The organism is Shewanella aquimarina (genome assembly GCF_023349185.1).
In the GTDB taxonomy this organism is placed as follows: Bacteria; Pseudomonadota; Gammaproteobacteria; order Enterobacterales; family Shewanellaceae; genus Shewanella; species Shewanella aquimarina.
The window spans coordinates 112,032-134,917 of record NZ_JAKIKY010000006.1; the positions used below are offsets into that span (position 1 = coordinate 112,032).

A 22,886-nucleotide genomic window follows, 5' to 3' on the forward strand; every position below is an offset into this window, starting at 1 on the left:
TCTGACCTATTATCAAACCTCACCTAAATCAACGGATGATCAAAATGCTGAAACCTCTGCTTACTGCGGCGCTTGTAATGAGCCTGTCTGCCTGTATGGTTAATATCGAGAAATCGCCCAAGTCTTCAACTCACTCTTCCACTCACTCTTCCACATCTCAAGCTGCTGCCTCTGAGCCAGAATCGGCTGGCGCATCGAGTGTGAGCAGTGACAGCTACGCTAAAGCCTTTACGCTGGCAAATGGCTACAGTCTGGTGGTTGTCGAGGGGGCGCTGGAACCAAGATCTATTGGCAGTGTGCAGGTGAGTCTGTATCGCAACCTGGATGTGGGGGATTTTGCCGCTAGTCTGGCCTTCGTTCGGGACGGTACCATCTTAAAGGCCGAGCTGGTGGATAATTCTCAGAAGCAACAGAAGCTAGTGGTTACCATAGTGACGGCGGGCAGCGGTAACTATCAGAGCACTCAAGCCGTCTGTGTCGCTGGGGAAAGCCTGACGCTTTGCCAATAAGCAGAGCTTTATTTTGGTGTCTCGGCGCGAATGGTCACAGAAGCTTGAATACTTGTCTGCGCTATTGTGTCTGTCTGGTTAGATCTGTTCTTTTATTTGAATAGGCGATTAAGCTCGGGATGTCGTAACTTTGAGTTACACCACCAGCAACATGCCCAGGCTCGATACGGCCATGACTATGATGACAGATTGCAACAGCATACGACTTTGCATCAGGTTTTCCTTTCCCTGTTTGATGCTGGTGATCAGGCGATTTTGCTTGTAGATGCGGCAGATCATCTGCTCACTGTTGGGATCGATTAACAGTTGAAACTTACAGGGCGCGCCACTGTTCAGTTTCACCTCATGTTCGCTCTTGGGGCCGAAATTAAGCTTACGCGACACCCGCTTGCCGTTAACAAATACCTGCTCCAGACCTATCCAGTTACTGGCCTGTAACTCCACCAAATCCTGATTAAAGTGGTACTTGAAACTTATCATAATGCAATCCTAGCGAAGATGATGAGCCTCTAAGTCAAGCAGAGGAATATGACATTTTCCAGTACGCCTTTGTGAAAAATCTGTGTCTGAAAATTATCTCTTTGGCGCTAAAAGAAAAATTGAATCAGAAAATTTTTGAGCTGTTTTTTATAGGTTGAGTAGGCTATGGCCTGGTGCAAAACTCGGGTTGTAGGCAATAAAAAACCACCGAACTTGTCGGTGGTTTTTCAATCCGGCTAGCATCAGAAATTAGCGCCAGAAATTATTTTTCGCCGTTGATGATGGCGCGTGCCAGTTCGTCGGCAACATCCGCTGTGGTGCGGTTTTGCGCGTCAGACTGTTCGAAGATCTTCAGCAGTGTGTTGTAGATCTCTTCTACCTTGGCGGTAGATTTTTGTGCGTCGTAATCTTTTTCGAACGATACATTGATGATACCGCCGGCGTTGATCACATAGTCTGGCGCATATAGGATGCCCAGTTCTTTAAGCTTCTCGCCATGGCGCAGTTCGGCAAGCTGGTTGTTGGCACAACCTGCCACAATCTTAGCTTTCAGCAGTGGAATCGTGGTGTCGTTGATGGTGGCACCCAGGGCACATGGTGCATAGATATCGACATCTTGATGATAGATATCTTGAGGCGCAACCACGGTAGCACCAAACTCGGTAGCGACCTTATCCAGTGATGACTGGTGAATGTCGGTTACGATCAGCTCGGCGCCTTCTTCATGCAGGTGACGACACAGGTAGTAACCTACGTGGCCAACGCCCTGAACGGCAATCTTAAGGTCCTTGAGGCTGTCCAGGCCACGCTGATGCTTAACGGCAGCCTTGATACCCAGGTAGGTGCCAAGCGCAGTAAATGGTGATGGGTCACCGCTCTGACCTTCAAGACCCGCCATGTATGGGGTTTCTTGGTGAGCAATCATGATGTCGCTGGTAGACACGCCCACATCTTCTGCAGAGTAGTACTTACCACCCAGAGTATGAATACAACGACCGAAGGCGCGGAACAGGGCTTCACGGTTTTCTACTTTAGGATCGGCGATGATCACCGACTTACCGCCACCCATTGCCAGACCGGCGAGGGCGTTCTTGTAGGTCATGCCACGAGACAGACGTAATACGTCGGTCAGTGCTTCGTCATCAGACTCATAGTTCCACATTCTGCAACCGCCGACCGCTGGGCCCAGGTTGGTGTTGTGAATGGCTATGATTGCACGTAAGCCACTTTCTTTATCATGACAAAATACGACCTGTTCGTGGTCATCAAATGAGATATGATTAAATACTGCCACTTTATGAGTTCTCCGCTTGGGAATTAAAACGCCGAATGCCAAAGAGGCGCCTTCGACGGCTTGTTATATTTATTGCAGAACGATAGCATTTAGCGATACTCTCAACAAAGCAAAGATTGGGATTAATTGTGATCGGTGTGGCAATTTTGCTTTCCACTTTACGTTAACGTAAAGTTGTGTGTGAATTTTCACGCAATATGCAGTTTGTCAGCTCCATTTCGCCCTTCACAGCATAACTATAACAATAGGAAGCAGTATGACGGAACAAGCAGTCGAGAACACCAAAGCACTCACAGCAGAAGAACAAGAAGCCCTAACACAACAATGGGTTAAAGAGCATTTTCAGAAGGCAAATCGCTTCCTGGCTGAAAAAGGGGTGATCCCAAGTAAAGTGATTGCCGAAGAGAGCCGTTACCTTGCGCCTTTCCTCGCGGTATGGAAGATGGAGTCTAAGCAGCCAAAGCCACAGACCTTCTGGGTGATGTCTGGCGATCTGCCTTCAGATTATGTGGATGTTAAGGTCGCCGCCACCGCGCGCGACGCGATTCGCCATTTCTCTATGATGTGGCAGCTTAAGGCGGAAAACCTGGTGAAATCTGGCGCCGTAAAGGACAAGACCCAGGCGCAGTTTGCGCAGCTGTTGGTGTCACGTGCCGAGAGCCTGTATCAGATCCACAACGACGAAAAATTGTGGAAAGAAGGCTAAGCGTTTTAAACAGCCATCGCTGTTAGGAGTGTCTTTAAAAAGCGCTTGAAACGAGAGCCTAAAGCCTAATAAAAAAGCCGCCCATCTGAGGCGGCTTTTTAGTGTTCTCAGCTTCGACGCTTTCTTGTTATCAGATACAGGTCATCAGCTATTTGGCATCGGCTACAGGGCATCAGCGACTGGAGACTCGCATCTGCCAGCTTATGCCAGGTAGGCGTAGCCAGAGTTGAGTAGCCAGATAAAGTATTGGCCTATGGCCTCATGCTGACACAGGTCCAGCGCCTGCTCGCCCTCGAAGCTAAATGCATTAGCCAGCAACATAAGCTGCTCATTCAGCTCATCGGCATCGTCATCATCAATATCAACAAAGTCGTAGATCTCACCATTGATAAAGAGCCTAGCGTGTTTATCGCCTTCGAGACGAATCACCTTCAGCCCGCCGATGCGTTGCAGGCAGGCGCCATCTTCCAGGGCTTCCATCAGCTCATCCTGGCTGTAACTTTCCCCTTGCTCAGCCAGATCCAGTTCGAAGCGGTTCTGACTCAGGGTCTGACCCAACACGGTTTGATAGTGGTCAGGCTGCGATAAGATCTCTGAGACCAGGGCTAGCATGCCTGCTTGCTGCTCGACGCTCAGTAGGCCTGGGCTGGTGGGTTCCTGATTCGAGATAAAGCGCTTATTGCCGCCGTTGGTGTCGATGAGATGATCGGCTATGCTGCTAAAGAGCTCCTGCTGGCTGGGGGCGCGAAACCCTATGGAGTAACTCAGCGCCGTCTCCAATGTCTCACCGCGGTGGGGGAAGCCCGGCGGGATATAGAGCATGTCGCCGGTCTCGAGTACCACATCCAAGATGGGCTCAAAATCGTCGATCAGCGCCGTGTGAGTATCGCCGCCGCGGGGCGAGTATTGCCCATTGGCACCGACTTTCCAGCGGCGTCTGCCTTCGCCCTGGAGTAAGAAGACATCATAGTTGTCGATATGGGGGCCGACTCCGCCACCTGGCGTGGCGTAGGAGACCATGAGATCGTCGAAGCGCCAGTCGGGGATGAAACGAAAGGCGTTAACGAGTGGTTCCACATCCGGGTACCAATGGTTGACGGCCTGTACCAGCAGCTGCCAGTTGGCATCGCCGAAGGGGGCGTAATCTTCTATTGGACCCTGGATGATCTCCCAGTTGTCTTTCTTCGTCAGCACGATGCGCGAGGCGACCTCTTCTTCGCAGGCGAGTCCCGCTAGTTCATCGGGGGCGATAGGGTCTTGAAAATGCGCGAAGGCGCCCTTGATCACCAGAGGTTGTTTCTGCCAGTGGTTGGCTAAAAATGCTTGCGTATCGAAGTTGGGAGTATACATGGGGTAGGTCGTCTGGCCAGAGTAATAGGGGGCAGTATATGCCAAAAAATAAGCTTATTCTGAAAGCTACTTGCTTTAAAAACTAGCTATTTTTAAAACTATTTTTTGTCAAAATAATAGAGGCGGTAAGCTGCTGCCTACCGCCTCTTGTTGGGTGTCAATGGATGATTACTTTAAGTCATCCACAAACGCTTCGGCGCGGCCAATGTAGTTGGCAGGCGTCATCTTCTTCAGCTCAAGCTTCACGTCGCTTGGTAGCTCAAGATTGTCGATGAACTGCGCCAGTTGCTCGCCGTCAATACGCTTACCGCGTGTCAGCTCTTTGAGTTTCTCGTATGGCTTCTCGATGCCATAGCGACGCATAACGGTTTGTACTGGCTCGGCCAAGACTTCCCAGTTCTGATCCAGCTCTTCACGCAGGTGAGTCTCGTTCACTTCGAGCTTGCTGATCCCTTTCAGGGTTGCCTGATAAGCGATGAGCGAGTGTGCCATGCCCACACCCAGGTTACGCAGCACAGTCGAGTCGGTCAGGTCACGCTGCCAGCGAGACACAGGCAGTTTAGCCGCCAGATGCTGCATCAGGGCGTTAGCGATACCCAGGTTACCCTCTGAGTTTTCGAAATCGATTGGGTTAACCTTGTGTGGCATGGTCGATGAACCGATCTCGCCGGCAATCGTCTTCTGCTTGAAGTGACCCAGGGCGATATAACCCCAGATGTCGCGGTCGAAGTCGATCAGCACTGTGTTGAAGCGAGCAACGGCATCGAACAGTTCGGCGATGTAGTCGTGTGGCTCAATCTGTGTGGTGTACGGGTTCCAGTTAAGGCCCAGGCTGGTCACGAAGCGCTCTGACAGCGTGTGCCAGTCAACTTCTGGGTAGGCCGACAGGTGAGCATTGTAGTTACCCACGGCGCCATTGATCTTACCCATGATTTCGACGGCCTGGATCTGCTTAAGTTGACGCTCAAGACGCACGGCAACGTTGGCCATCTCTTTACCTAGGGTAGAAGGCGAGGCTGGCTGGCCATGGGTACGTGACATCAAGGGGACCGAACGATATTCATGGGCCAACTTCTTCACGCCGTCGACGATCTGCTGGCAGTATGGCACCAGCACCTGCTCGCGTGCTTCGCTGAGCATCAGGCCGTGAGACAGGTTGTTGATATCTTCCGAGGTACAGGCGAAGTGAACAAACTCGCCGATGGCGGTAAGTTCGCTGTTATCGGCGATCTTCTCTTTGATGAAGTACTCAACTGCCTTCACATCGTGGTTAGTGGTTGCTTCGATGGTCTTGACGCGCAGTGCGTCTTCTTCGCTGAAGTTGTCTTTGATCTGGTCGAGCAAGGCCAGTGCGGCTTCGCTAAAAGGAGGAACTTCTTCAATTTCTGGGCAGCTAGACAGCAGCTTTAGCCAGTTGATTTCGACTTGAACACGGTATTTGGTCAGGCCGTACTCGCTGAAAATCCCTCGCAATGAGGCGGTTTTACTACCATAACGACCGTCTACCGGAGAGATAGCAGTTAGTGCGGAAAGTTCCATTAGAAGCTCCTTTAATGAACTTAACTTATTATTTATAGGGTGAGGCTTTTCTTAGCTGTATCAACTATTGTTTTTCGCGAGAAGACAAGGTGCCTGCGCTTGCCTCCAAGTTGGCGCCACAATACTGCGCTGCGCATGGCAGCTAGCAGCAGGGCGCGTATCTTATGTTGCACCATAGGTTGTTTCAGGTACTCGGGATTGCCCGAGATCTGTATCTTGGGGCCTAAGGTGCTGATTATATCGCTGTAGATGCCGGCGAAGTTGGCAACCACCTGCTCGTCGGTAATTGCAAAGTGGTGCAGCTGGCGATGTACTTGATTGATGCGCTCGGCCAACATGCCCATGGCATTTGAGTTGCGTGATAGCTTACGCTCCAGCGCCAGGATACCGATGAGATAGCGGGTCACTTCGACATCTTTCTGTTTGTCATCGCCCAGCTGGTTCAACACCAGTTGGTAGCCGCGATTCAGCGCGACCTTGTCTTGATATACATCGGCAGTGCTGTCTGGATTGGTTACCATGATGGTTCCCAAACAGGCGCCAAGCATCTCATCGTCTGCCTGACCGTGTCTGGCAACCTTTTGTACCTGACCTATTGCCTGCAATATACCGGCAAAGGCCATGGTTCTGTCGAAAATCGGCTCGCTCACGGCTTACTCTCTAATCAGACTGTCTATGATGCCACCGCCAAGGCAGACTTCGCCGTCATAAAACACGGCAGACTGACCAGGGGTTACGGCGGCAACGGGCTCGTCGAAGATCACCTTGATGCGATCATCTCCTTCATAGGTGAGGGTACAGGCCACGTCCTGCTGACGGTAACGTGTCTTGACTGTTATCTTGGCGCCATCAACGGGCCCTTTTCTATCGACCCAGTGTAGCTGATCGGCGTAGAAACCCACCGACATGAGGCGAGGGTGCTTGCCACCTTGACCGACAACCAACACGTTACGTTCGAGATCTTTATCGACCACATACCAAGGATCGTCGTTGCTGTTCTTCATGCCGCCGATCCCCAGCCCTTTACGCTGGCCCAGGGTGTGGTACATCAAGCCTTGGTGCTCACCTATGACTTCGCCTTCGGCAGTCTCTATCTTGCCGGGCTGTGCGGGCAGAAAGGTGCGCAGAAAATCGGTGAACTTACGCTCGCCGATAAAGCAGATGCCTGTGCTGTCCTTCTTGTCATGGGTAACCAGCCCCATCTCCTTGGCAATTTCACGCACTTCGCTCTTCTCCAGTTCACCCACGGGGAACAGGGAGCGGGCGATCTGCTCATGGCTTAAGGTATAGAGGAAGTAGCTCTGGTCTTTGTTGCCATCGACGCCACGTAGCATCTGGCTTTGACCCGAGGCGTCGCTGCGGCGTACATAGTGCCCCATGGCGATGTAGTCGGCGTCCAGGATGTCGTCTGCAAATTCGAGAAATGCCTTAAACTTGATCTCTTTGTTGCACATGATATCTGGGTTAGGGGTGCGCCCCGCCTTATATTCGGCAAGGAAGTACTCGAACACATTGTCCCAGTATTCGGCGGCAAAGTTAACCGTGTGCAGCTTGATCCCCAGTTTGTCGCAAACGGCTTGGGCATCTTTAAGATCTTCGGCGGCGGCACAATACTCGTCGGTATCGTCCTCTTCCCAGTTTTTCATGAACAGGCCTTCGACCTGATAGCCCTGTTGCATGAGGAGATACGCCGAAACAGATGAATCGACACCGCCGGACATACCGACGATCACTTTTTTACCGTTTGGATTGGGTTCGATTGCTGCCATAAATCCTAAAAACCATTAAATTCGTGTAGCTATGGTGGCTGTTTTCTGGGGTTGAGTAAGCCGGTTTGCCTGCTTAGCCCTGTGTCTAATTGCGCGTCGATCGCGCATCACTTGCCGGGAAAATCATCACCATAATATGCGGGGGCATATTCTATCACGCATTGTGACTTTGGGCTAACTAGAGAAAGCGGCTATTGACCACCTCAGTCGAAAAGAGTTTTCCCTGACGAAAGTCTTCAATACATTGCAGTACCAGGGGGCTTCTGAGCTGGCTCTTGAGCTGGGTTATCTCATCGAGCGTCATCCACAGGGCGCGGCGAATCGCGCTGTCTTGGGGCTTGGGTGTGAGTGGCTCATCTAAGGTGCAGGCATAGGTGAAGCGCAGGAAGGCCAGATCGTCTCTTGCCTGAAACTGATAGATGTTGATCAGCGACTGCGCCTTAATGCTAAGGCCTGTCTCTTCCCATACCTCGCGCTCGCAGGCCTGATTTAGGCTCTCAAAGGCTTCCAGGTGACCGGCGGGTTGGTTGTAGGTGAGCTTGCCGTCGATCAACTCCTCGACCATCAGGTATTTGTCTTCACTGGCGATCACGCAGGCGACGGTGACATTGGGTTTATAACGTTCCATCTATTACCTCATTAGGATTGGGGCAACACCTTATATTCACCGTTTGTGATGTCATCCAGGCTCCATTGACCTATTTTATAACGAATCAATCTTAGGGTCGGGTAGCCCACGTGGGCTGTCATGCGCCTGACTTGACGATTACGTCCCTCGCAGATGGTGATCGCCAGCCAGCTGGTGGGGATCTGTTTACGCTCTCGCACCGGTGGGTTACGGGGCCAGATATTCGGCTCGTCGATCCGCTCCACCCTGGCGGGCAGGGTCGGACCATCTTTTAGGGTAACCCCCTCTCTGAGTGCTTTGAGCGCCTCGTCGCTGGGAATGCCTTCGACTTGCACCCAGTAGATCTTGTCGGTTTTCTTCTTAGGCTCTGTGATACGCGACTGCAGCTGACCATCGTTGGTGAGCAGTAACAGCCCTTCGCTGTCTCTGTCGAGTCTGCCGGCGGCGTAGACATCTTGAATTGGGATAAAATCCTTCAATGTCTGACGTCCCTGTTCATCGGTAAATTGGCACAAGACATCAAAGGGCTTATTGAACAAAACGATGACGGGGTTTTGCGGCCTTGGCTTCGGCTTAGTCCCTGGCTTGCTTTTGGGACGGGGCTTGTAGTGACCTTTAGCCTTAACGCCTTTTGCCGATGGTGCTGCCGAGCCCTGCTTGTGCTGGCGATGATTCCCCTTGGCATTGAAGTCAGGAGATTGGGAGACAGGCGTCAGGGAGGATGGGGATTTGGACGATGTGGCGTCTTTTCTTGCGCCCCTGCGTTTATTTACTGGCTGATTGGCTCCGGGTGTTTTTTGGGTCACGAGACAAACTTTTGGCTGAGTGTATGCTAATGCTGACATTGTACTGTGCATTGGCCATTAGTGGAATTTGAATATTGGCGTGAATGATTTATGATGTCGGCCAACTAAATGTGATCGATAGCAAAACGTGAACAGCTTTTGAGATGTTAAACGCGCTTTGTTTTGCATTAAATCGGTTTAAGTGTCAGGGCATGGCCCCAGGGCGTTCACCCTTACAGTTTCTCCTTTTCATGCCTCGCATTCGCCATCGTAAAATTATAATAATGACATCATAGTTGTTTGATTCATAAACGATTTATTTTACAAAAACGTAGGAAGTAATAATGAACGATAATCCAACGATCATCTATACGGAGACAGATGAAGCTCCGGCTCTCGCGACCCTCTCTCTGTTACCTATTATCAAGCATTTCACCGCAGCTGCGGGTGTCGGCGTCGAGACACGCGACATCTCATTATCTGGCCGCGTTATTGCCAATTTCCCCGAATTCTTAACCCCAGAACAGCAGATCTCTGATGCCCTTGCCGAGCTGGGTGAACTGGCCACTAAGCCAGAAGCCAACATCATTAAGCTGCCTAACATCAGCGCCTCGATCCCACAGCTGAAGGCCTGTATCAAGGAGCTGCAAGACAAAGGTTATGCACTGCCTAACTATCCTGATGAGCCGCAAAATGACGCAGAGGCCGATATCAAGGCCCGTTACGACAAGATCAAAGGCAGTGCCGTTAACCCAGTTTTGCGTGAAGGTAACTCAGACCGCCGCGCGCCAACGTCGGTGAAAAACTACGCCAAGAAGAACCCGCACTCAATGGGCGCCTGGAGCCGTGACTCTAAGTCTCATGTTGCGCACATGGAAGCGGGCGATTTCTATGGTAGCGAGCAATCGGTTACCATCAACGAGCCGACTAGCATAGATATCCTGTTTGAAGGTAAAGATGGTAGCGCTAAGACTCTGAAGTCTGGCCTTAAGTTACTGGCAGGTGAGGTGATTGACGCATCGACCATGAGCAAGAAAGCCCTGGTTGCCTACATGGAGCGCGAAATCGAGGCGGCTAAGGCCGAAGATGTGCTGCTGTCGCTGCACCTAAAAGCCACCATGATGAAGGTGTCAGATCCTATCATGTTCGGTCACGCCGTTAAGGTGTTCTACAAGTCGCTGTTTGACAAGCATGGTGAGCTGTTTGAAGAGCTGGGCGTCGATGTTAACAACGGTTTTGGTGACGTATATGCCAAGATTGCTAGCCTGCCTGCAGACAAGAAGGCCGAAATTGAAGCCGATATTGCGGCTATCTACGCCGAGCGTCCAGCCCTGGCTATGGTCGATTCAGACCGTGGTATCACCAACCTGCATGTACCAAGCGATGTGATCATCGATGCCTCTATGCCGGCGGCGATTCGCTCTTCCGGTCAGATGTGGGGCCCAGATGGTAAGCTGAAGGATACTAAGGCGCTTATTCCAGATCGTTGCTACGCTGGCGTGTACCAGGAAACTATCCAATTCTGTAAAGAGAATGGTGCCTTCGACCCTACCACCATGGGCAGCGTGCCAAACGTGGGCCTGATGGCGCAGAAGGCCGAAGAATACGGTAGCCATGATAAGACCTTCGAAATCGCCGCAGACGGTGTGGTCAAGGTTGTCGATGCCGCCGGTAATCTGTTGATGTCTCACGATGTCGAAGCCGGTGATATCTGGAGAATGTGCCAGGTTAAAGACGCGCCTATCCGCGACTGGGTTAAGCTTGCCGTTAACCGTGCGCGTCTCTCATCGACACCAGCCGTATTCTGGTTAGACGAGAACCGCGCCCACGACGCGCAGCTGATTGCCAAGGTAAACAAATATCTGCCAGAGCATGATACCGATGGGTTAGAGATCCACATCATGGCGCCTGTGGCCGCAACACGCTTCTCGCTAGAGCGCATCAAGCAGGGTCTGGATACCATCTCGGTAACGGGTAACGTACTGCGTGACTACCTGACGGATCTGTTCCCAATTCTTGAGCTGGGCACCAGTGCCAAGATGCTCTCTATCGTGCCGCTAATGAGTGGTGGTGGACTGTTTGAAACCGGTGCAGGCGGCAGCGCGCCTAAGCACGTTCAGCAGGTCGAGAAAGAGGGTCACCTGCGTTGGGACTCTCTGGGTGAATTCCTGGCTCTGGGTGCGTCACTCGAACACCTAAGCCAGAACTATGGCAACCCTAAGGCACAGGTATTGGCCGATGCGCTGGATAACGCAATCGGTAAGTTCCTCGATGAAAACCGCTCACCATCACGTCGCGTGGGTGAGCTGGATAACCGTGGTAGTCACTTCTACCTGGCGATGTACTGGGCACAGGCGCTGGCCGCTCAGGAGACTGATGGCGAGTTAAAGGCGCAGTTTGCACCGCTAGCCGAAGCCTTGACCAGTAACGAAGCTAAGATAGTTGCCGAGTTAAATGGTGCTCAGGGCCCTGCGGTTGATTTAGGTGGTTACTATCGCCTAGATATCACTAAGGCCGAAGCGGCGATGCGCCCGAGCGCAACGCTGAATCAGTTGCTGAGCTAATAAAAGCTAAGTAAATAAAAAGGGCGCCATGGCGCCCTTTTTTATTGCTTGTTTTATACCAATCGTAATAAACAATTGATAATTCTAGCTTGTTAAAATGCTCGATAACTGTATTAGAATTTTTAATTGTAGAATAACTACTTATCTAAAAATCCTGCTTGGTTCTCAAGCGTTTTTCCTGCGCTATTTCTGATCACATATTTACTGTGATTGGTATTAGATATTGGTGAGCGTTTAAAAAGGCAATAAAAAAGGCAGGGATAACCCTGCCTTTTTTGTTTTGGTCCCACTAACTATTTAGTGGGCGATATCGCTGACGCGTGCATCCCTTTAGGCCCCTGTTCCACCTCGAATTGGACTGATTGGCCTGCTTTTAGAGTTCGATAGCCTTCCATTTCAATGGTAGAATAGTGTGCGAAAACGTCTTCACCACCAGCTTCAGGGCAGATAAACCCGAATCCTTTGGCGTTGTTGAACCATTTCACAGTTCCGTTTGCCATACTTCCACTTCCTTCTGTTGTTTACTGACCAGTAAGATAGTAAAACTTATGAGACGGGGTAAATTCACCGCTCGTTGAACAGAATGAAACCAGTAAAAGCGGATGTCAAGACCAATTTAACAAAAAGGCAACATTTGCGTTGTATTCGTCAGCAATTGGTTCTAATGGTCGGATGAGTAACAGGTTTATCCCGGCTGGTCAGCAACTTTTGGAAGAAGCCAAAACTAGAGGCTAATATTGAAATATGGGTAAAGTAGGTAATATTGAGCATATTGAAGAGCGTGCGGAAACAGAACTCATGCCGCCTTCGATGTACAAAGTGATCTTAAACAACGATGACTATACCCCGATGGACTTTGTCATCGAGGTGTTACAACTCTTTTTTAATAAAAATGAACAAGAAGCCACAGATATCATGTTGGCAATTCATCATCAGGGTAAGGGAATTTGCGGCGTTTTCCCTTTCGGCATTGCAGAAACCAAGGTCGCACAGGTAAATCAGTTTGCAAGACAAAACCAACATCCGTTACTGTGTTCATTAGAGAAAGCCTGAATATCGAAGTTTTGTGATTATTTTAGGGGGTGCTTATGTTAAATAAAGATTTAGAGGTCACCTTGAATCTGGCATTTCAACAAGCCAGAGACGCGCGACACGAATACATGACCGTAGAGCATCTGCTATTGGCGTTAATCGATAATCCAGCGGCGCAAGAGGCGCTGCTCGCCTGCGGTGCAAACCTCGACAAGTTAAGAGAAGAGGTGTCGAGTTTCATCGAACAGACCACACCTATCATCAGCGATCCTAACGACGACAGAGAAACCCAGCCCACTTTAGGTTTTCAGCGTGTATTGCAGCGCGCCGTCTTTCATGTGCAATCCTCTGGGCGTAACGAAGTCACTGGTGCCAACGTATTGGTGGCCATATTCAGTGAACAGGAGTCTCAGGCGGTTTATCTGCTGCGTAATGGCGAGATCACCCGCCTGGATGTGGTGAATTACATCTCCCATGGCGTGGCGCGTGATGAGCTGGATAATGCTCAGGAACCCGAACAGATTGAAGATCACAGCGAATCGGAAGAGCGTAGCAAGCTGTCGCAATTTACCGCAAACCTGAATGAAGAGGCACGTAAGGGCAACATAGATCCCCTGATCGGCCGCAGCGATGAAATCGAGCGTTCGATTCAGATCCTCTGTCGTCGTCGCAAGAATAACCCGCTGCTGGTGGGGGAGGCCGGTGTCGGTAAGACGGCGATCGCCGAGGGGCTCGCCTATCGTATCGTCAACGACGAGGTGCCCGAGGTGATGGCCGACGCCACCGTTTACTCGCTGGATCTCGGCGCCCTGTTGGCGGGTACTAAATACCGTGGCGACTTCGAGAAACGCTTTAAGAGCCTGCTTAAAGAGCTCTCGCAAGACAAACACGCTATCTTGTTTATCGATGAGATCCACACCATTATCGGCGCAGGGGCTGCGTCCGGTGGCGTGATGGACGCCTCGAACTTGCTAAAACCCTTGCTATCTAGCGGTCATCTTCGCTGTATGGGTTCGACCACTTTCCAGGAGTATCAGAGCATCTTCGAGAAAGATCGTGCCCTGGCAAGGCGTTTCCAGAAGGTCGATATTAACGAGCCTTCGGTGGCAGAAACCACCAAGATTCTGCAGGGCCTCAAGAGCAAGTACGAAGAGCATCACGGGGTGCGTTATACCCTAGCGGCCCTGTCGGTAGCGGCGCGTTTGGCGGATAAACATATTAATGACAGGCATCTGCCGGATAAGGCGATCGATGTGATCGACGAGGCGGGTGCGCGCATGGCGATGCAGCCGGTCAGTAAACGCAAGAAAACCATAGGTCAGGCGGAGATCGAGTCGATTATTGCCAAGATGGCGCGCATTCCTGAGAAGACTGTATCGGCAACCGACAAGGATATGCTGAAGAATCTCGAGCGCAATCTCAAGATGGTGGTGTTTGGTCAGGATAAGGCGATAGAAGCCTTAAGCTCGGCGATTCGCCTGTCACGCTCTGGCCTCAGCGGCGCCCACAAGCCCGTGGGGAGCTTCCTGTTTGCAGGCCCGACAGGTGTGGGTAAGACAGAGGTGACCAGCCAGCTGGCATCATGTCTCAGCCTCAAGCTGGTGCGCTTCGACATGTCCGAGTATATGGAGAGTCACACTGTGTCTCGCCTTATCGGTGCACCGCCAGGCTATGTTGGTTACGATCAGGGCGGCTTGTTAACCGATGCGGTGATCAAGAACCCACATTGCGTGGTGCTGCTCGATGAGATCGAAAAGGCTCACCCCGATGTCTATAACCTACTGCTTCAGGTGATGGACCACGGTACCTTGACCGACAACAATGGCCGCAAGGCGGACTTTAGGCACGTAACCCTGGTGATGACCACCAACGCGGGTGTTCAGGAGACGGTGCGTAAATCTATCGGCTTTAAGCAGCAGGATCATAGCCAGGATGCGCTGTCGGAGATCAATCGCGTCTTCTCTCCTGAGTTTAGAAACCGCTTAGATGAGATCATCTGGTTCAATCATCTGGATATGACGGTCATCGCCAAGGTGGTCGACAAGTTCCTGGTCGAGCTACAGGCGCAACTGGATGAGAAATCTGTGGTGCTGGATGTCAGCGACGATGCCAGAACCTTATTGGCCGAGAAGGGCTATGATAAGGCGATGGGGGCACGGCCGATGGCTCGAGTGGTTACCGAGATGATCAAGCGGCCACTTGCCGATGAGATCCTCTTTGGTAAGCTGGAGAAGGGTGGTATTGCCCATGTGGATGTCGACGGCGACAAGTTGACCATCAAGGTCGAACAGTCGGAGCGGCTGACACAGGCATAATATACAGACGTAATAAAAAGGCTGCATCTGCAGCCTTTTTTCATGATTTGGACTATATGTCAGATCCTGCGTAGGTGCCAGTCTCTGCCATTGTCGCTATCGATTAGGAACAAAAAAACCGGCACTGCCGGTTTTTATTATTCGCAAGCTAACGATTAGCGTGAACGGAAGACGATGCGCCCTTTGCTCAAATCATAAGGGGTCAGCTGAACAGTGACCTTGTCACCCGTTAGAATACGGATGTAGTTTTTACGCATTTTGCCTGAGATATGGGCGATTACTACGTGACCATTCTCTAGCTCTACTCGAAACATTGTATTTGGCAAGGTTTCAAGAATAGTGCCTTGCATCTCAATGTTGTCTTCTTTCGCCATTAATCAGTTATCCTGTTAGCCTTCAAATATTAAAAACGGGCGTATCATGCCGCAAATTAGCGCTTCTGTAAAGAGGTGTTCGTTATCTGGGCAAATATCTGTTTGCTTTATTTTTTCTAATTAAGCGCGCTTATTCACTGCGTTGCCAACCGTTTGCGGTCAATATCTCATAGGGATGGTAGGCCGTCTTATAATTCATTTTTCGTGACTCATGGATTTGATAACCCAGGTAGAGGTACTCCTTGTGCATCTGCTTGGCAAGTTCGCACTGCAGCAGGATCATCAAAGAGCCCAGAGAGCGTTTGTCCAGCTCTGGTGCAAAAAAGCTATAGATGGCCGACAGGCTGTTGGGTAAGAGGTCGGTGATCGCCACGCCAATCAGCTCGTCGTTCAGGCGAAGCTCCAACAGTTTTGGGGGGTGCCAGCTACACTGCACGAAATGATCGTACTGCTCTCTCGAAGGCGGATACATGGGACCGTCATGGTGGCGCGCCTTGATGTACCTGTCATAGAGCGCATAGTGCTCATCGGTGCAGTTGTCGACTAAGTGCCAACTTACGTCTCTGTTCTGTTTCAGGGTGCGTTTCTGGCGGCGTGACGGGATAAAGGTATCGACCGGAATGCGAATGGGCAGACAGGCCTGACAGTGTGGGCAATGTGGCTTATAGATGGTCTCACCACTACGACGAAATCCCAGAGCGAGCAGTTTCTCAAACAAGGTCAAGTCGAGCGACTCCTCCTGCAGCACCAATAGCTGTTCCTGCTTATTGGGCAGGTAACTGCAGTCGAAGGTATGTGTCATACCCACCTGTATGGTGTCGGATCTAGAGTTCAATCTGCACCTCTTGTGGGTGCCAGGCGTCGCTGGCGACCTCGGTATCGCGAAAGCGCTTCAATAGATTGATGAAATCCGCTCGTTTTAACGCCTTGGCGCCCAGTGAGGCCAGATGAGGATTCATGACCTGGGCGTCGATTAATCGGTACCTGTGTGACAACAGGTGCTGATGCAACATGGCCATAGCCGCCTTGGAGGCATTGCTTTGCAGGTGAAACATGGATTCGCCACAAAATACCTGGCCAACCGCTACCCCATAGAGGCCACCAATGAGTTTATCGCCGTCCCACACCTCGACCGAATGGGCCTTGTTATATTGGTGCAATGCCTTATAGGCCTGCTGTATCTCTAAGGTGATCCAGGTGCCTTCCTTGCCTTGGCGGGTGAGGGCACAGTGCTCTATCACCTGATTAAAGGCACGGTTGACGCTAAAGCGCCATTGACGGCGTTTAATATCACGTTTCAAGCTGCGACTCACCTTGAGCGCGCCGGGCACGAACACGGCTCTAGGGTCGGGCGACCACCAGAGGATAGGGTCGTTTTCGTTAAACCAGGGGAAAATCCCCTCATAGTAGGCATTGAGTAGGCGTTTGGGGTGTAGATCGCCACCGATGGCCAAGAGTCCGTTTGGATCGGTCAGGGCAAACTCCGGAGAAGGGAACTTTGCCAGCTCATGATTTAAATAGGACAGTGAGTTCACAATTGCGTAAAATTAGTTATCGGCCTCTTTATAAGTTAGCGGAAAACCTCTTATGTTGAAACCTACACCCAGCCTCTTTCGCTTCATTTGGTCAGTTTTTATCTTGGTTGCCAGCCTGGGACTGAGTACTAGTGCCAGTGCGGCCTATGAGCGCAATCAAGCAGTCCCTGTCGAGAAGGTAGAGTATGGTTATATCACCTCGGTACGTAACATTACTCAGACTCAGTTGGTGGAAGACCGTAACCAAGGTTGGCGTACTTTTGGTGGTGCCCTGATCGGTGGCGTCATAGGCCATCAGTTTGGTGGCGGCAGCGGTCAGGATGTGGCTACGGTGTTGGGCGCCCTGATAGGGGGCGGTATAGGGCACAGTGCCGGCGGCGACTATTATCAGCAACTAAAGTTGGTCGAGCTGATGATACGTTATGAAGATGGCCAGGAGGTGATGGTGATCCAAGACTTAGATCCCGGCATGATCTTTAACGTCGATGACGAGGTGCGCGTGGTTTATCTTCAGGGAGGCGTGCGAGTCGATCTGGCGATGTAGCAGGCGTGTAGCTATTGCAGAGTTATATTCAATAAAAAAGGAGCCCTGAGGCTCCTTTTTTATAACAACATCTTGCTTGGTTAGAAGCCGCGAGGAAGCTGTCCTTTACCCGCCAGCTTAGCACGCCATAGTTCTTTCGGTGTCATGCCACCAGAGGTAGACTTGCTGGCTTTTGCTTCCGCCTTAGACTTGGCTGCTTTCGCAGGCGCGGCCTTCTTAGGTGCAGCCTTTGCTTTTTCCGCTTTTGCCGGTGCCTTAGCTACTGGAGCTTGCTCACCTTGTTCAGCCAACATAGCTTCTAAATCACTAAAGCGAAGAGACTTACCACCATCGATCTTATACCAGCTTCCTTTCTGCTCGATAGTAACACTCTTACCCTGCGCCTTGCTCAATGCAGACTCGAGTGCGCTGATCACCTCTTCTTTGGTCAACTTTGACATAGTATTAACCTATTTCTTTTAATGTGTAATTGAAGGTTTGGCCTAATTTTATAGTCCAAAGGCCTGAATTGTCCAATTTTCACAGAAATTCAACGTATTTCTATGAACTGAGGCCCAGATATGGCTAAACTAGGCGCTATCGCCACGGCCATTTTTTTCGTTTTTGAACGGGGAATCGGCCAAAGTTATCTGATTCATATGAGGAGCTTAGATGAATCGCACAGCATTGACTCGATACCTCACGGAATTTCTGCAGGTAGGCAACTATAAGGACTATGCCCCCAACGGGCTCCAGGTCGAGGGTAAAGAGCGGATCAAGACGATTGTCACTGGGGTGACCGCCTGTCAGGCATTGATCGATAGGGCGGTTGAGCTAAAAGCCGATGCCTTGCTGGTGCACCATGGTTTCTTCTGGAAGGGAGAGCCTGAACCCATTACCGGCATGAAGTATCGCCGAATCAAGTCGCTGATCACCAATGATATTAACCTCTTTGGTTACCATCTGCCGTTAGATGGTCACCCTATGCTGGGTAACAACGCGGAGTTGGCTCGCGAGCTTGGGATCATAGATGCCGAATCGGTTGAAGGGGTCGCCCAGGGGCTGGTCTGGCAGGGACGTCTCGATGAGCCTATGGCGCCGAGTGCGTTTGCCGAGCACTTGGCGGGCGTTCTGGGCCGTCAGGCATTACACCTGGGTGAGAGCAACAAGCCGATTCATCGCCTGGCCTGGTGTAGCGGCGGAGCACAAGATTATATCGATATCGCCGTCGAACTGGGCGTTGATGCCTTTATCAGTGGCGAGGTGTCTGAGCGTACCTTCCACAGTGCAGTTGAACAGGATATTCACTATTATGCCGCAGGCCATCACGCCACGGAAAGGTTCGGCATCAGGGCATTGGGTGAACACCTGGCTAACGAGTTTGGCCTGACTCACCATTTTGTGGATATCGACAATCCTGTGTAACGCATCTTTTAGTTGAGTCGCTAAAAGAAAAGGCCGCTAGTAGCGGCCTTTTTTGTCATATCGGTACACAACCGATTACCTGGATAGCGACTTATTTAACGCGCATGCCAGGCTGCGCGCCTTCATGGGGCTCCAGGATCCATAGATCTTTCTTACCCGGCCCCGCGGCCAGCACCATGCCTTCAGACATGCCGAAACGCATCTTACGTGGCGCCAGGTTGGCCACCATCACGGTCAGCTTGCCTTCCAGATCTTCTGGTGCGTAGGCAGACTTGATACCGGCAAACACCTGTTTAGTCTCGCCGCCCAGATCCAGCTGAAGCTTGAGTAGCTTGTTGGCTTCTGGCACATGTTCCGCCTTGGCGATGCGGGCAATACGCAGATCTAACTTGGCAAAGTCATCGAAGCCGATCTCTTCGCTGATCGGGTCGAGAGCCAGCTGGCTCTTTGGCGCCTCGGCGACCTGCAGGTTTTCGGTAGACGCTTCGATGATGGCTTCGATGTTTTTCATCTCGACACGTTGCATCAAGGCCTTGAACGGCGCGATTTCATGGCCGCTCAGATCCTTGGCCAGATCATTCCAGGTCAGCTCAAGTTGTAGGAAGGCTTCAACATCCTGGGCCAGTTTTGGCAGCACAGGCTTGAGGTAGGTCACCAGAATACGGAACAGATTCAGTGCATTGCTACATACCTGATGGGCTTCTTCTTGCTTATCTTCCTGCTTCACCAGCTGCCATGGCGCGGCATCGGCCACATAGGCGTTGGCGATATCGGCTAGGGCCATGATCTCACGCATCGCCTTGCCAAATTCGCGAGTCTCGTAAAACTCGGCAATAGCATCAGCCTTGGCGAGGAAGGTCTCGCTCAGGCTATTATCGGCTACCTTGGCCAGCTTGCCATCGAAGCGCTTGCTGATAAAGCCAGCAGTGCGAGAGGCGAGGTTAACCAGTTTACCGACGAGATCTGAGTTGACGCGCTGGGCGAAGTCTTCCAGGTTCAGGTCGAGATCGTCGATGCGGCTGCTGAGCTTGGCGGCGTAGTAGTAACGCAGGTACTCAGGATTTAAGTTATCCAGATAGGTTCTGGCCTTGATGAAGGTACCCTTAGACTTTGACATCTTGGCGCCATTTACCGTCACATAGCCGTGGGCATACACGCTGTTTGGCTTACGGAAACCCGCGCCTTCGAGCATGGCTGGCCAGAAGAGGCTGTGGAAGTAGACGATATCTTTTCCGATGAAGTGGTATACCTCGGCGGTAGAGTCTTTGGCCCAGAACTCGTCGAAGTTAAGGTCGCCGCGCTTGTTACACAGGTTCTTGAACGAGCCCATGTAACCGATAGGGGCGTCCAGCCAGACGTAGAAGAACTTACCCGGTGCATCGGGGATCTCGAAACCAAAGTAAGGTGCATCACGGGTGATGTCCCACTGCTGCAGGCCTTGTTCGAACCATTCGCCCAGCTTGTTCGCCATCTCTTGTTGCAGGGAACCTGAACGGGTCCACTCTTTCAACATCTCTTCGAAGGCAGGCAGGTCGAAGAAGAAGTGTTCTGTCTCCTTCATCACAGGTGTGGCACCGGATACCGCCGACTTAGGATCGATCAGATCCGTCGGGCTGTAGGTTGCGCCGCAGCTGTCACAGTTGTCGCCATATTGATCCACAGACTTACACTTAGGGCAGGTGCCCTTAACGAAGCGATCCGGCAGGAACATAGACTTTTCTGGGTCGAACAGCTGAGAGATGGTCTTAGACTTGATATAGCCGCCATCGCGAAGCTTGAGATAGATCTCGCTCGCCAGCTCACGGTTCTCGTCGCTGTGGGTGCTGTGGAAATTATCGAACTGAATATTAAAGTCGGCAAAATCCTGCTGATGCTCTTTCTGTACCTGAGCGATCATCTCCTCTGGCGCCATGCCGAGTTGCTGTGCCTTAAGCATGATGGGCGTGCCGTGGGCATCGTCTGCACAGATATAGTGACACTCGTGGCCGCGTAGCTTTTGAAAACGCGCCCAGATATCGGTTTGAATATATTCAAGCATGTGACCTAAATGAATGGGGCCATTAGCGTACGGAAGTGCGCTGGTCACGAGAATTTTACGTTGTGAAGTTGCCATCTTGTCTCTAAATCAGTAAGTGCCCAAAAAGAATGGCATAGATACTAACCGATCATCGCTAAAGTTTCATCAAAACCTGCTTTAAGTGAACTAAATCTATCCGAATATGAGGAGTTTTTCTGATACACTTAGCCAAATTTATTTTTGGAGGTAGTCGTTTTGTCTTCAGCGTCTCAGAATTATCATCTTCATGATGATCTGCTCGGTCCGGTTTTGGCCATTTTAGATGCCCATCAAGACCCCTATTTAATGCAAGGTCTCGTCAGCGCAGGTTGTGTCACCAAGCTGGATATTGAAGGCAAGCGATTGCAACTCGGGCTGTGTTACCCCTATCCCTGTCAGAGCCAGTATCGCGATACGGTAATGGCAATCACCAACAAGCTGGCGGTACTCGATGCCATCGATGAGGTCGAGTGTGAAATCGATTTCCAACCCGCGGTGATCTCGGCCGGCGCCGTCGAGCCGCTACCCAATGTGAAGCAAGTGATTGCCGTTGCCTCGGGCAAGGGCGGTGTGGGCAAATCGACCACCTCGGTTAACCTGGCGCTGGCGCTCGCGGCAGAAGGCGCCAAGGTTGGCATTCTCGATGCCGATATCTATGGCCCCTCTATTCCTTTAATGCTGGGTGTCCCCAATTTTAACCCTGTTTCACCAGACGGCAAGATGATGACCGCGGCTGAGGCCCATGGTATCGCCGCCCAGTCTATCGGTTTTATCGTCAGTGGTGATGAGGCCGCCGTATGGCGCGGCCCAATGGCGGCGGGCGCACTGGCGCAGCTGCTTAATGAGACCTTGTGGCCCGAGCTGGATTACCTGGTGATCGACATGCCACCGGGCACTGGCGACATTCAGCTGACCCTGTCACAGAAGGTGCCTGTAAGCGGCGCCGTGGTAGTGACCACCCCGCAAGATATCGCCCTGGCCGATGCCAAGAAGGGGATCAGCATGTTCCAAAAGGTCAACATTCCCGTATTAGGGATTGTCGAGAACATGAGTTTCCATATTTGTAGCGACTGTGGTCATAAGGAGCACCTCTTCGGTGAGGATGGCGGCCTTAAGATGGCAGCGCGTTATAATGTACCACTATTGGGGCAGTTACCGCTGCAACTTAATATCCGCGAGGATGTGGATAGAGGCACGCCGAGCGTAGTGGCGGATGGTGAGAGCCAGGTGGCCTTGTTGTATAAGGAGATCGCCAGAAAGGTGGGGGCACAACTTGCCCTGAGCCAGACACAGAGTGTCGTATCTATTTCAATTTCAGATGATGAGTAAGGTTTACAAAGCATGAATTCGCAATGTGTCATAATTGGTATCGCAGGGGCATCGGCATCGGGTAAGAGCCTAATCGCGAAGACGATTTTCGAGGAGCTATGTCGTGATCTAGGCACAGATCAGATAGGGGTTATCGCCGAGGATGCCTACTATAAGGATCAGAGCCACTTGTCGATGGACCAGCGTGTCCTGACGAATTACGATCACCCTAAGGCACTGGATCATCAGCTACTGTGTGAACACCTTAGCGCCCTAAAGAATGGTGAGTCGGTGGAGATCCCGCAATACAGTTACACCGAGCATACCCGTATGGCCGAGACAGTCACCATGACGCCAAAGAAGGTGATCATTCTCGAGGGGATCTTGCTACTGACAGATCCTAATCTGCGCGAGCAGATGGATGCGAGCGTCTTCATGGATACGCCACTGGATATCTGTTTCATGCGCCGCCTGACCCGCGATGTGGCCGAACGTGGCCGTACCATGGAGTCTGTGATGCAGCAGTACACTCAGACGGTGCGTCCTATGTTCCTGCAATTTATTGATCCTTCAAAGCAATACGCCGATATTATCGTGCCGCGGGGTGGTAAAAACCGCATCGCAACCGATATATTAAAGGCGAGAATTCAGCACCTTTTAGCAAAATAATCGCTGTTTACGGGGAGTTTGGCTG

At 51.3% G+C, this 22,886-nt stretch carries 23 protein-coding genes; 9 read left to right on the forward strand and 14 right to left on the reverse strand.

The genetic code is table 11. The features are described from left to right. The first annotated feature begins 44 nt into the window (after positions 1–44). Positions 45–509, forward strand: coding sequence for a PliI family lysozyme inhibitor of I-type lysozyme (locus tag L2731_RS09195; protein ID WP_249252811.1), 465 nt, complete (start codon positions 45–47; stop codon positions 507–509). Between the two features lie 135 nt (positions 510–644). Here the strand turns inward: L2731_RS09195 and L2731_RS09200 are convergent, their stop codons facing one another. Together L2731_RS09200 and L2731_RS09205 are read right to left on the reverse strand one after the other, a co-directional pair. Then, entirely contained in the window at positions 645–989 is a 345-nt protein-coding gene (locus L2731_RS09200; protein ID WP_239850217.1) for a hypothetical protein, read from the reverse strand. Positions 990–1,251: 262 nt separating this feature from the next. Next, positions 1,252–2,283 (reverse strand): Glu/Leu/Phe/Val dehydrogenase dimerization domain-containing protein, encoded by a 1,032-nt coding sequence (locus L2731_RS09205; protein WP_249252813.1) that lies wholly within the window; start codon positions 2,281–2,283, stop codon positions 1,252–1,254. A 256-nt stretch (positions 2,284–2,539) separates the two neighbouring features. Between L2731_RS09205 and L2731_RS09210 the strand changes: the two genes are divergently transcribed. Next, a complete protein-coding gene (locus L2731_RS09210) occupies positions 2,540–2,989 on the forward strand; it encodes a DUF4826 family protein (protein WP_239850218.1) in 450 nt (149 codons plus the stop codon). 201 nt (positions 2,990–3,190) lie between these two features. On the opposite strand, the gene L2731_RS09215 is transcribed toward L2731_RS09210, so the two are convergent. The 6 genes from L2731_RS09215 to rluE form a co-directional block, all read right to left on the reverse strand. Then, positions 3,191–4,339, reverse strand: a complete 1,149-nt coding sequence (locus L2731_RS09215; protein WP_249252815.1) for a ribosomal protein uL16 3-hydroxylase — start codon at positions 4,337–4,339, stop codon at positions 3,191–3,193. Between the two features lie 168 nt (positions 4,340–4,507). Further along, positions 4,508–5,878 carry an adenylosuccinate lyase gene (gene purB / locus L2731_RS09220; RefSeq protein WP_239850220.1) on the reverse strand — a complete coding sequence of 457 codons (1,371 nt, stop codon included), beginning with the start codon at positions 5,876–5,878 and terminating at the stop codon, positions 4,508–4,510. A gap of 32 nt (positions 5,879–5,910) precedes the next feature. After that, positions 5,911–6,528, reverse strand: coding sequence for a high frequency lysogenization protein HflD (gene hflD, locus L2731_RS09225; protein WP_249252817.1), 618 nt, complete (start codon positions 6,526–6,528; stop codon positions 5,911–5,913). Positions 6,529–6,531: 3 nt separating this feature from the next. Beyond that, positions 6,532–7,647, reverse strand: coding sequence for a tRNA 2-thiouridine(34) synthase MnmA (gene mnmA, locus L2731_RS09230; RefSeq protein ID WP_144198656.1), 1,116 nt, complete (start codon positions 7,645–7,647; stop codon positions 6,532–6,534). A gap of 178 nt (positions 7,648–7,825) precedes the next feature. Then, positions 7,826–8,275 (reverse strand): NUDIX hydrolase, encoded by a 450-nt coding sequence (locus L2731_RS09235; protein WP_249252819.1) that lies wholly within the window; start codon positions 8,273–8,275, stop codon positions 7,826–7,828. An 11-nt stretch (positions 8,276–8,286) separates the two neighbouring features. Further along, a complete protein-coding gene (rluE, locus tag L2731_RS09240) occupies positions 8,287–9,132 on the reverse strand; it encodes a 23S rRNA pseudouridine(2457) synthase RluE (RefSeq protein WP_249252822.1) in 846 nt (281 codons plus the stop codon). Positions 9,133–9,404: 272 nt separating this feature from the next. Between rluE and L2731_RS09245 the strand changes: the two genes are divergently transcribed. Beyond that, on the forward strand, positions 9,405–11,624 hold the full coding sequence (locus L2731_RS09245) for an NADP-dependent isocitrate dehydrogenase (protein ID WP_249252823.1): 2,220 nt from the start codon (positions 9,405–9,407) through the stop codon (positions 11,622–11,624). A 293-nt stretch (positions 11,625–11,917) separates the two neighbouring features. Here the strand turns inward: L2731_RS09245 and cspD are convergent, their stop codons facing one another. Then, a complete protein-coding gene (gene cspD, locus L2731_RS09250; protein ID WP_011865363.1) occupies positions 11,918–12,124 on the reverse strand; it encodes a cold shock domain-containing protein CspD in 207 nt (68 codons plus the stop codon). Positions 12,125–12,368: 244 nt separating this feature from the next. Between cspD and clpS the strand changes: the two genes are divergently transcribed. Further along, positions 12,369–12,677, forward strand: a complete 309-nt coding sequence (gene clpS / locus L2731_RS09255) for an ATP-dependent Clp protease adapter ClpS (protein ID WP_011865364.1) — start codon at positions 12,369–12,371, stop codon at positions 12,675–12,677. A gap of 35 nt (positions 12,678–12,712) precedes the next feature. Further along, positions 12,713–14,971 (forward strand): ATP-dependent Clp protease ATP-binding subunit ClpA, encoded by a 2,259-nt coding sequence (gene clpA / locus L2731_RS09260; RefSeq protein ID WP_249252824.1) that lies wholly within the window; start codon positions 12,713–12,715, stop codon positions 14,969–14,971. 155 nt (positions 14,972–15,126) lie between these two features. On the opposite strand, the gene infA is transcribed toward clpA, so the two are convergent. The 3 genes from infA to aat form a co-directional block, all read right to left on the reverse strand. Next, on the reverse strand, positions 15,127–15,345 hold the full coding sequence (infA, locus tag L2731_RS09265) for a translation initiation factor IF-1 (protein ID WP_011865366.1): 219 nt from the start codon (positions 15,343–15,345) through the stop codon (positions 15,127–15,129). Between the two features lie 130 nt (positions 15,346–15,475). Further along, positions 15,476–16,180 (reverse strand): arginyltransferase, encoded by a 705-nt coding sequence (locus tag L2731_RS09270; protein ID WP_249252825.1) that lies wholly within the window; start codon positions 16,178–16,180, stop codon positions 15,476–15,478. Further along, positions 16,170–16,880 carry a leucyl/phenylalanyl-tRNA--protein transferase gene (aat, locus tag L2731_RS09275; protein ID WP_249252826.1) on the reverse strand — a complete coding sequence of 237 codons (711 nt, stop codon included), beginning with the start codon at positions 16,878–16,880 and terminating at the stop codon, positions 16,170–16,172. Before aat ends, L2731_RS09270 begins: the two co-directional genes overlap by 11 nt. Positions 16,881–16,932: 52 nt before the next feature. On the opposite strand from aat, the gene L2731_RS09280 reads away from it, so the two are divergent. Continuing rightward, positions 16,933–17,424, forward strand: a complete 492-nt coding sequence (locus L2731_RS09280; protein ID WP_249252827.1) for an outer membrane lipoprotein — start codon at positions 16,933–16,935, stop codon at positions 17,422–17,424. Positions 17,425–17,504: 80 nt separating this feature from the next. Here L2731_RS09280 and L2731_RS09285 read toward each other — a convergent pair whose 3' ends face one another. Continuing rightward, positions 17,505–17,864: a hypothetical protein gene (locus L2731_RS09285; protein ID WP_239850229.1), complete on the reverse strand. Its 360-nt coding sequence runs from the start codon at positions 17,862–17,864 to the stop codon at positions 17,505–17,507. Positions 17,865–18,075: 211 nt separating this feature from the next. On the opposite strand from L2731_RS09285, the gene L2731_RS09290 reads away from it, so the two are divergent. Next, a complete protein-coding gene (locus L2731_RS09290) occupies positions 18,076–18,828 on the forward strand; it encodes a Nif3-like dinuclear metal center hexameric protein (protein ID WP_249252828.1) in 753 nt (250 codons plus the stop codon). A 91-nt stretch (positions 18,829–18,919) separates the two neighbouring features. On the opposite strand, the gene metG is transcribed toward L2731_RS09290, so the two are convergent. Then, positions 18,920–20,941: a methionine--tRNA ligase gene (metG, locus tag L2731_RS09295; protein ID WP_249252829.1), complete on the reverse strand. Its 2,022-nt coding sequence runs from the start codon at positions 20,939–20,941 to the stop codon at positions 18,920–18,922. Positions 20,942–21,100: 159 nt separating this feature from the next. On the opposite strand from metG, the gene apbC reads away from it, so the two are divergent. Then, positions 21,101–22,213, forward strand: a complete 1,113-nt coding sequence (apbC, locus tag L2731_RS09300; protein ID WP_239850232.1) for an iron-sulfur cluster carrier protein ApbC — start codon at positions 21,101–21,103, stop codon at positions 22,211–22,213. A 12-nt stretch (positions 22,214–22,225) separates the two neighbouring features. After that, the gene (gene udk / locus L2731_RS09305; RefSeq protein ID WP_239850233.1) at positions 22,226–22,861 is read left to right on the forward strand and encodes a uridine kinase; all 636 of its coding nucleotides are present in this window, start codon (positions 22,226–22,228) and stop codon (positions 22,859–22,861) included. Positions 22,862–22,886: the final 25 nt, after the last annotated feature.

Bases quoted from the DNA above. Each gene is read 5' to 3' on its own strand.
- cspD (WP_011865363.1), bottom strand. From the start codon at position 12,124: ATGGCAAACGGAACTGTGAAATGGTTCAACAACGCCAAAGGATTCGGG.
- infA (WP_011865366.1), bottom strand. From the start codon at position 15,345: ATGGCGAAAGAAGACAACATTGAGATGCAAGGCACTATTCTTGAAACC.
- rluE (WP_249252822.1), bottom strand. From the start codon at position 9,132: ATGCACAGTACAATGTCAGCATTAGCATACACTCAGCCAAAAGTTTGT.
- udk (WP_239850233.1), top strand. From the start codon at position 22,226: ATGAATTCGCAATGTGTCATAATTGGTATCGCAGGGGCATCGGCATCG.
- L2731_RS09195 (WP_249252811.1), top strand. From the start codon at position 45: ATGCTGAAACCTCTGCTTACTGCGGCGCTTGTAATGAGCCTGTCTGCC.
- L2731_RS09245 (WP_249252823.1), top strand. From the start codon at position 9,405: ATGAACGATAATCCAACGATCATCTATACGGAGACAGATGAAGCTCCG.
- L2731_RS09235 (WP_249252819.1), bottom strand. From the start codon at position 8,275: ATGGAACGTTATAAACCCAATGTCACCGTCGCCTGCGTGATCGCCAGT.
- L2731_RS09200 (WP_239850217.1), bottom strand. From the start codon at position 989: ATGATAAGTTTCAAGTACCACTTTAATCAGGATTTGGTGGAGTTACAG.
- L2731_RS09285 (WP_239850229.1), bottom strand. From the start codon at position 17,864: ATGTCAAAGTTGACCAAAGAAGAGGTGATCAGCGCACTCGAGTCTGCA.
- purB (WP_239850220.1), bottom strand. From the start codon at position 5,878: ATGGAACTTTCCGCACTAACTGCTATCTCTCCGGTAGACGGTCGTTAT.
- metG (WP_249252829.1), bottom strand. From the start codon at position 20,941: ATGGCAACTTCACAACGTAAAATTCTCGTGACCAGCGCACTTCCGTAC.
- L2731_RS09210 (WP_239850218.1), top strand. From the start codon at position 2,540: ATGACGGAACAAGCAGTCGAGAACACCAAAGCACTCACAGCAGAAGAA.
- L2731_RS09290 (WP_249252828.1), top strand. From the start codon at position 18,076: ATGAATCGCACAGCATTGACTCGATACCTCACGGAATTTCTGCAGGTA.
- mnmA (WP_144198656.1), bottom strand. From the start codon at position 7,647: ATGGCAGCAATCGAACCCAATCCAAACGGTAAAAAAGTGATCGTCGGT.
- L2731_RS09280 (WP_249252827.1), top strand. From the start codon at position 16,933: ATGTTGAAACCTACACCCAGCCTCTTTCGCTTCATTTGGTCAGTTTTT.
- clpA (WP_249252824.1), top strand. From the start codon at position 12,713: ATGTTAAATAAAGATTTAGAGGTCACCTTGAATCTGGCATTTCAACAA.
- clpS (WP_011865364.1), top strand. From the start codon at position 12,369: ATGGGTAAAGTAGGTAATATTGAGCATATTGAAGAGCGTGCGGAAACA.
- L2731_RS09215 (WP_249252815.1), bottom strand. From the start codon at position 4,339: ATGTATACTCCCAACTTCGATACGCAAGCATTTTTAGCCAACCACTGG.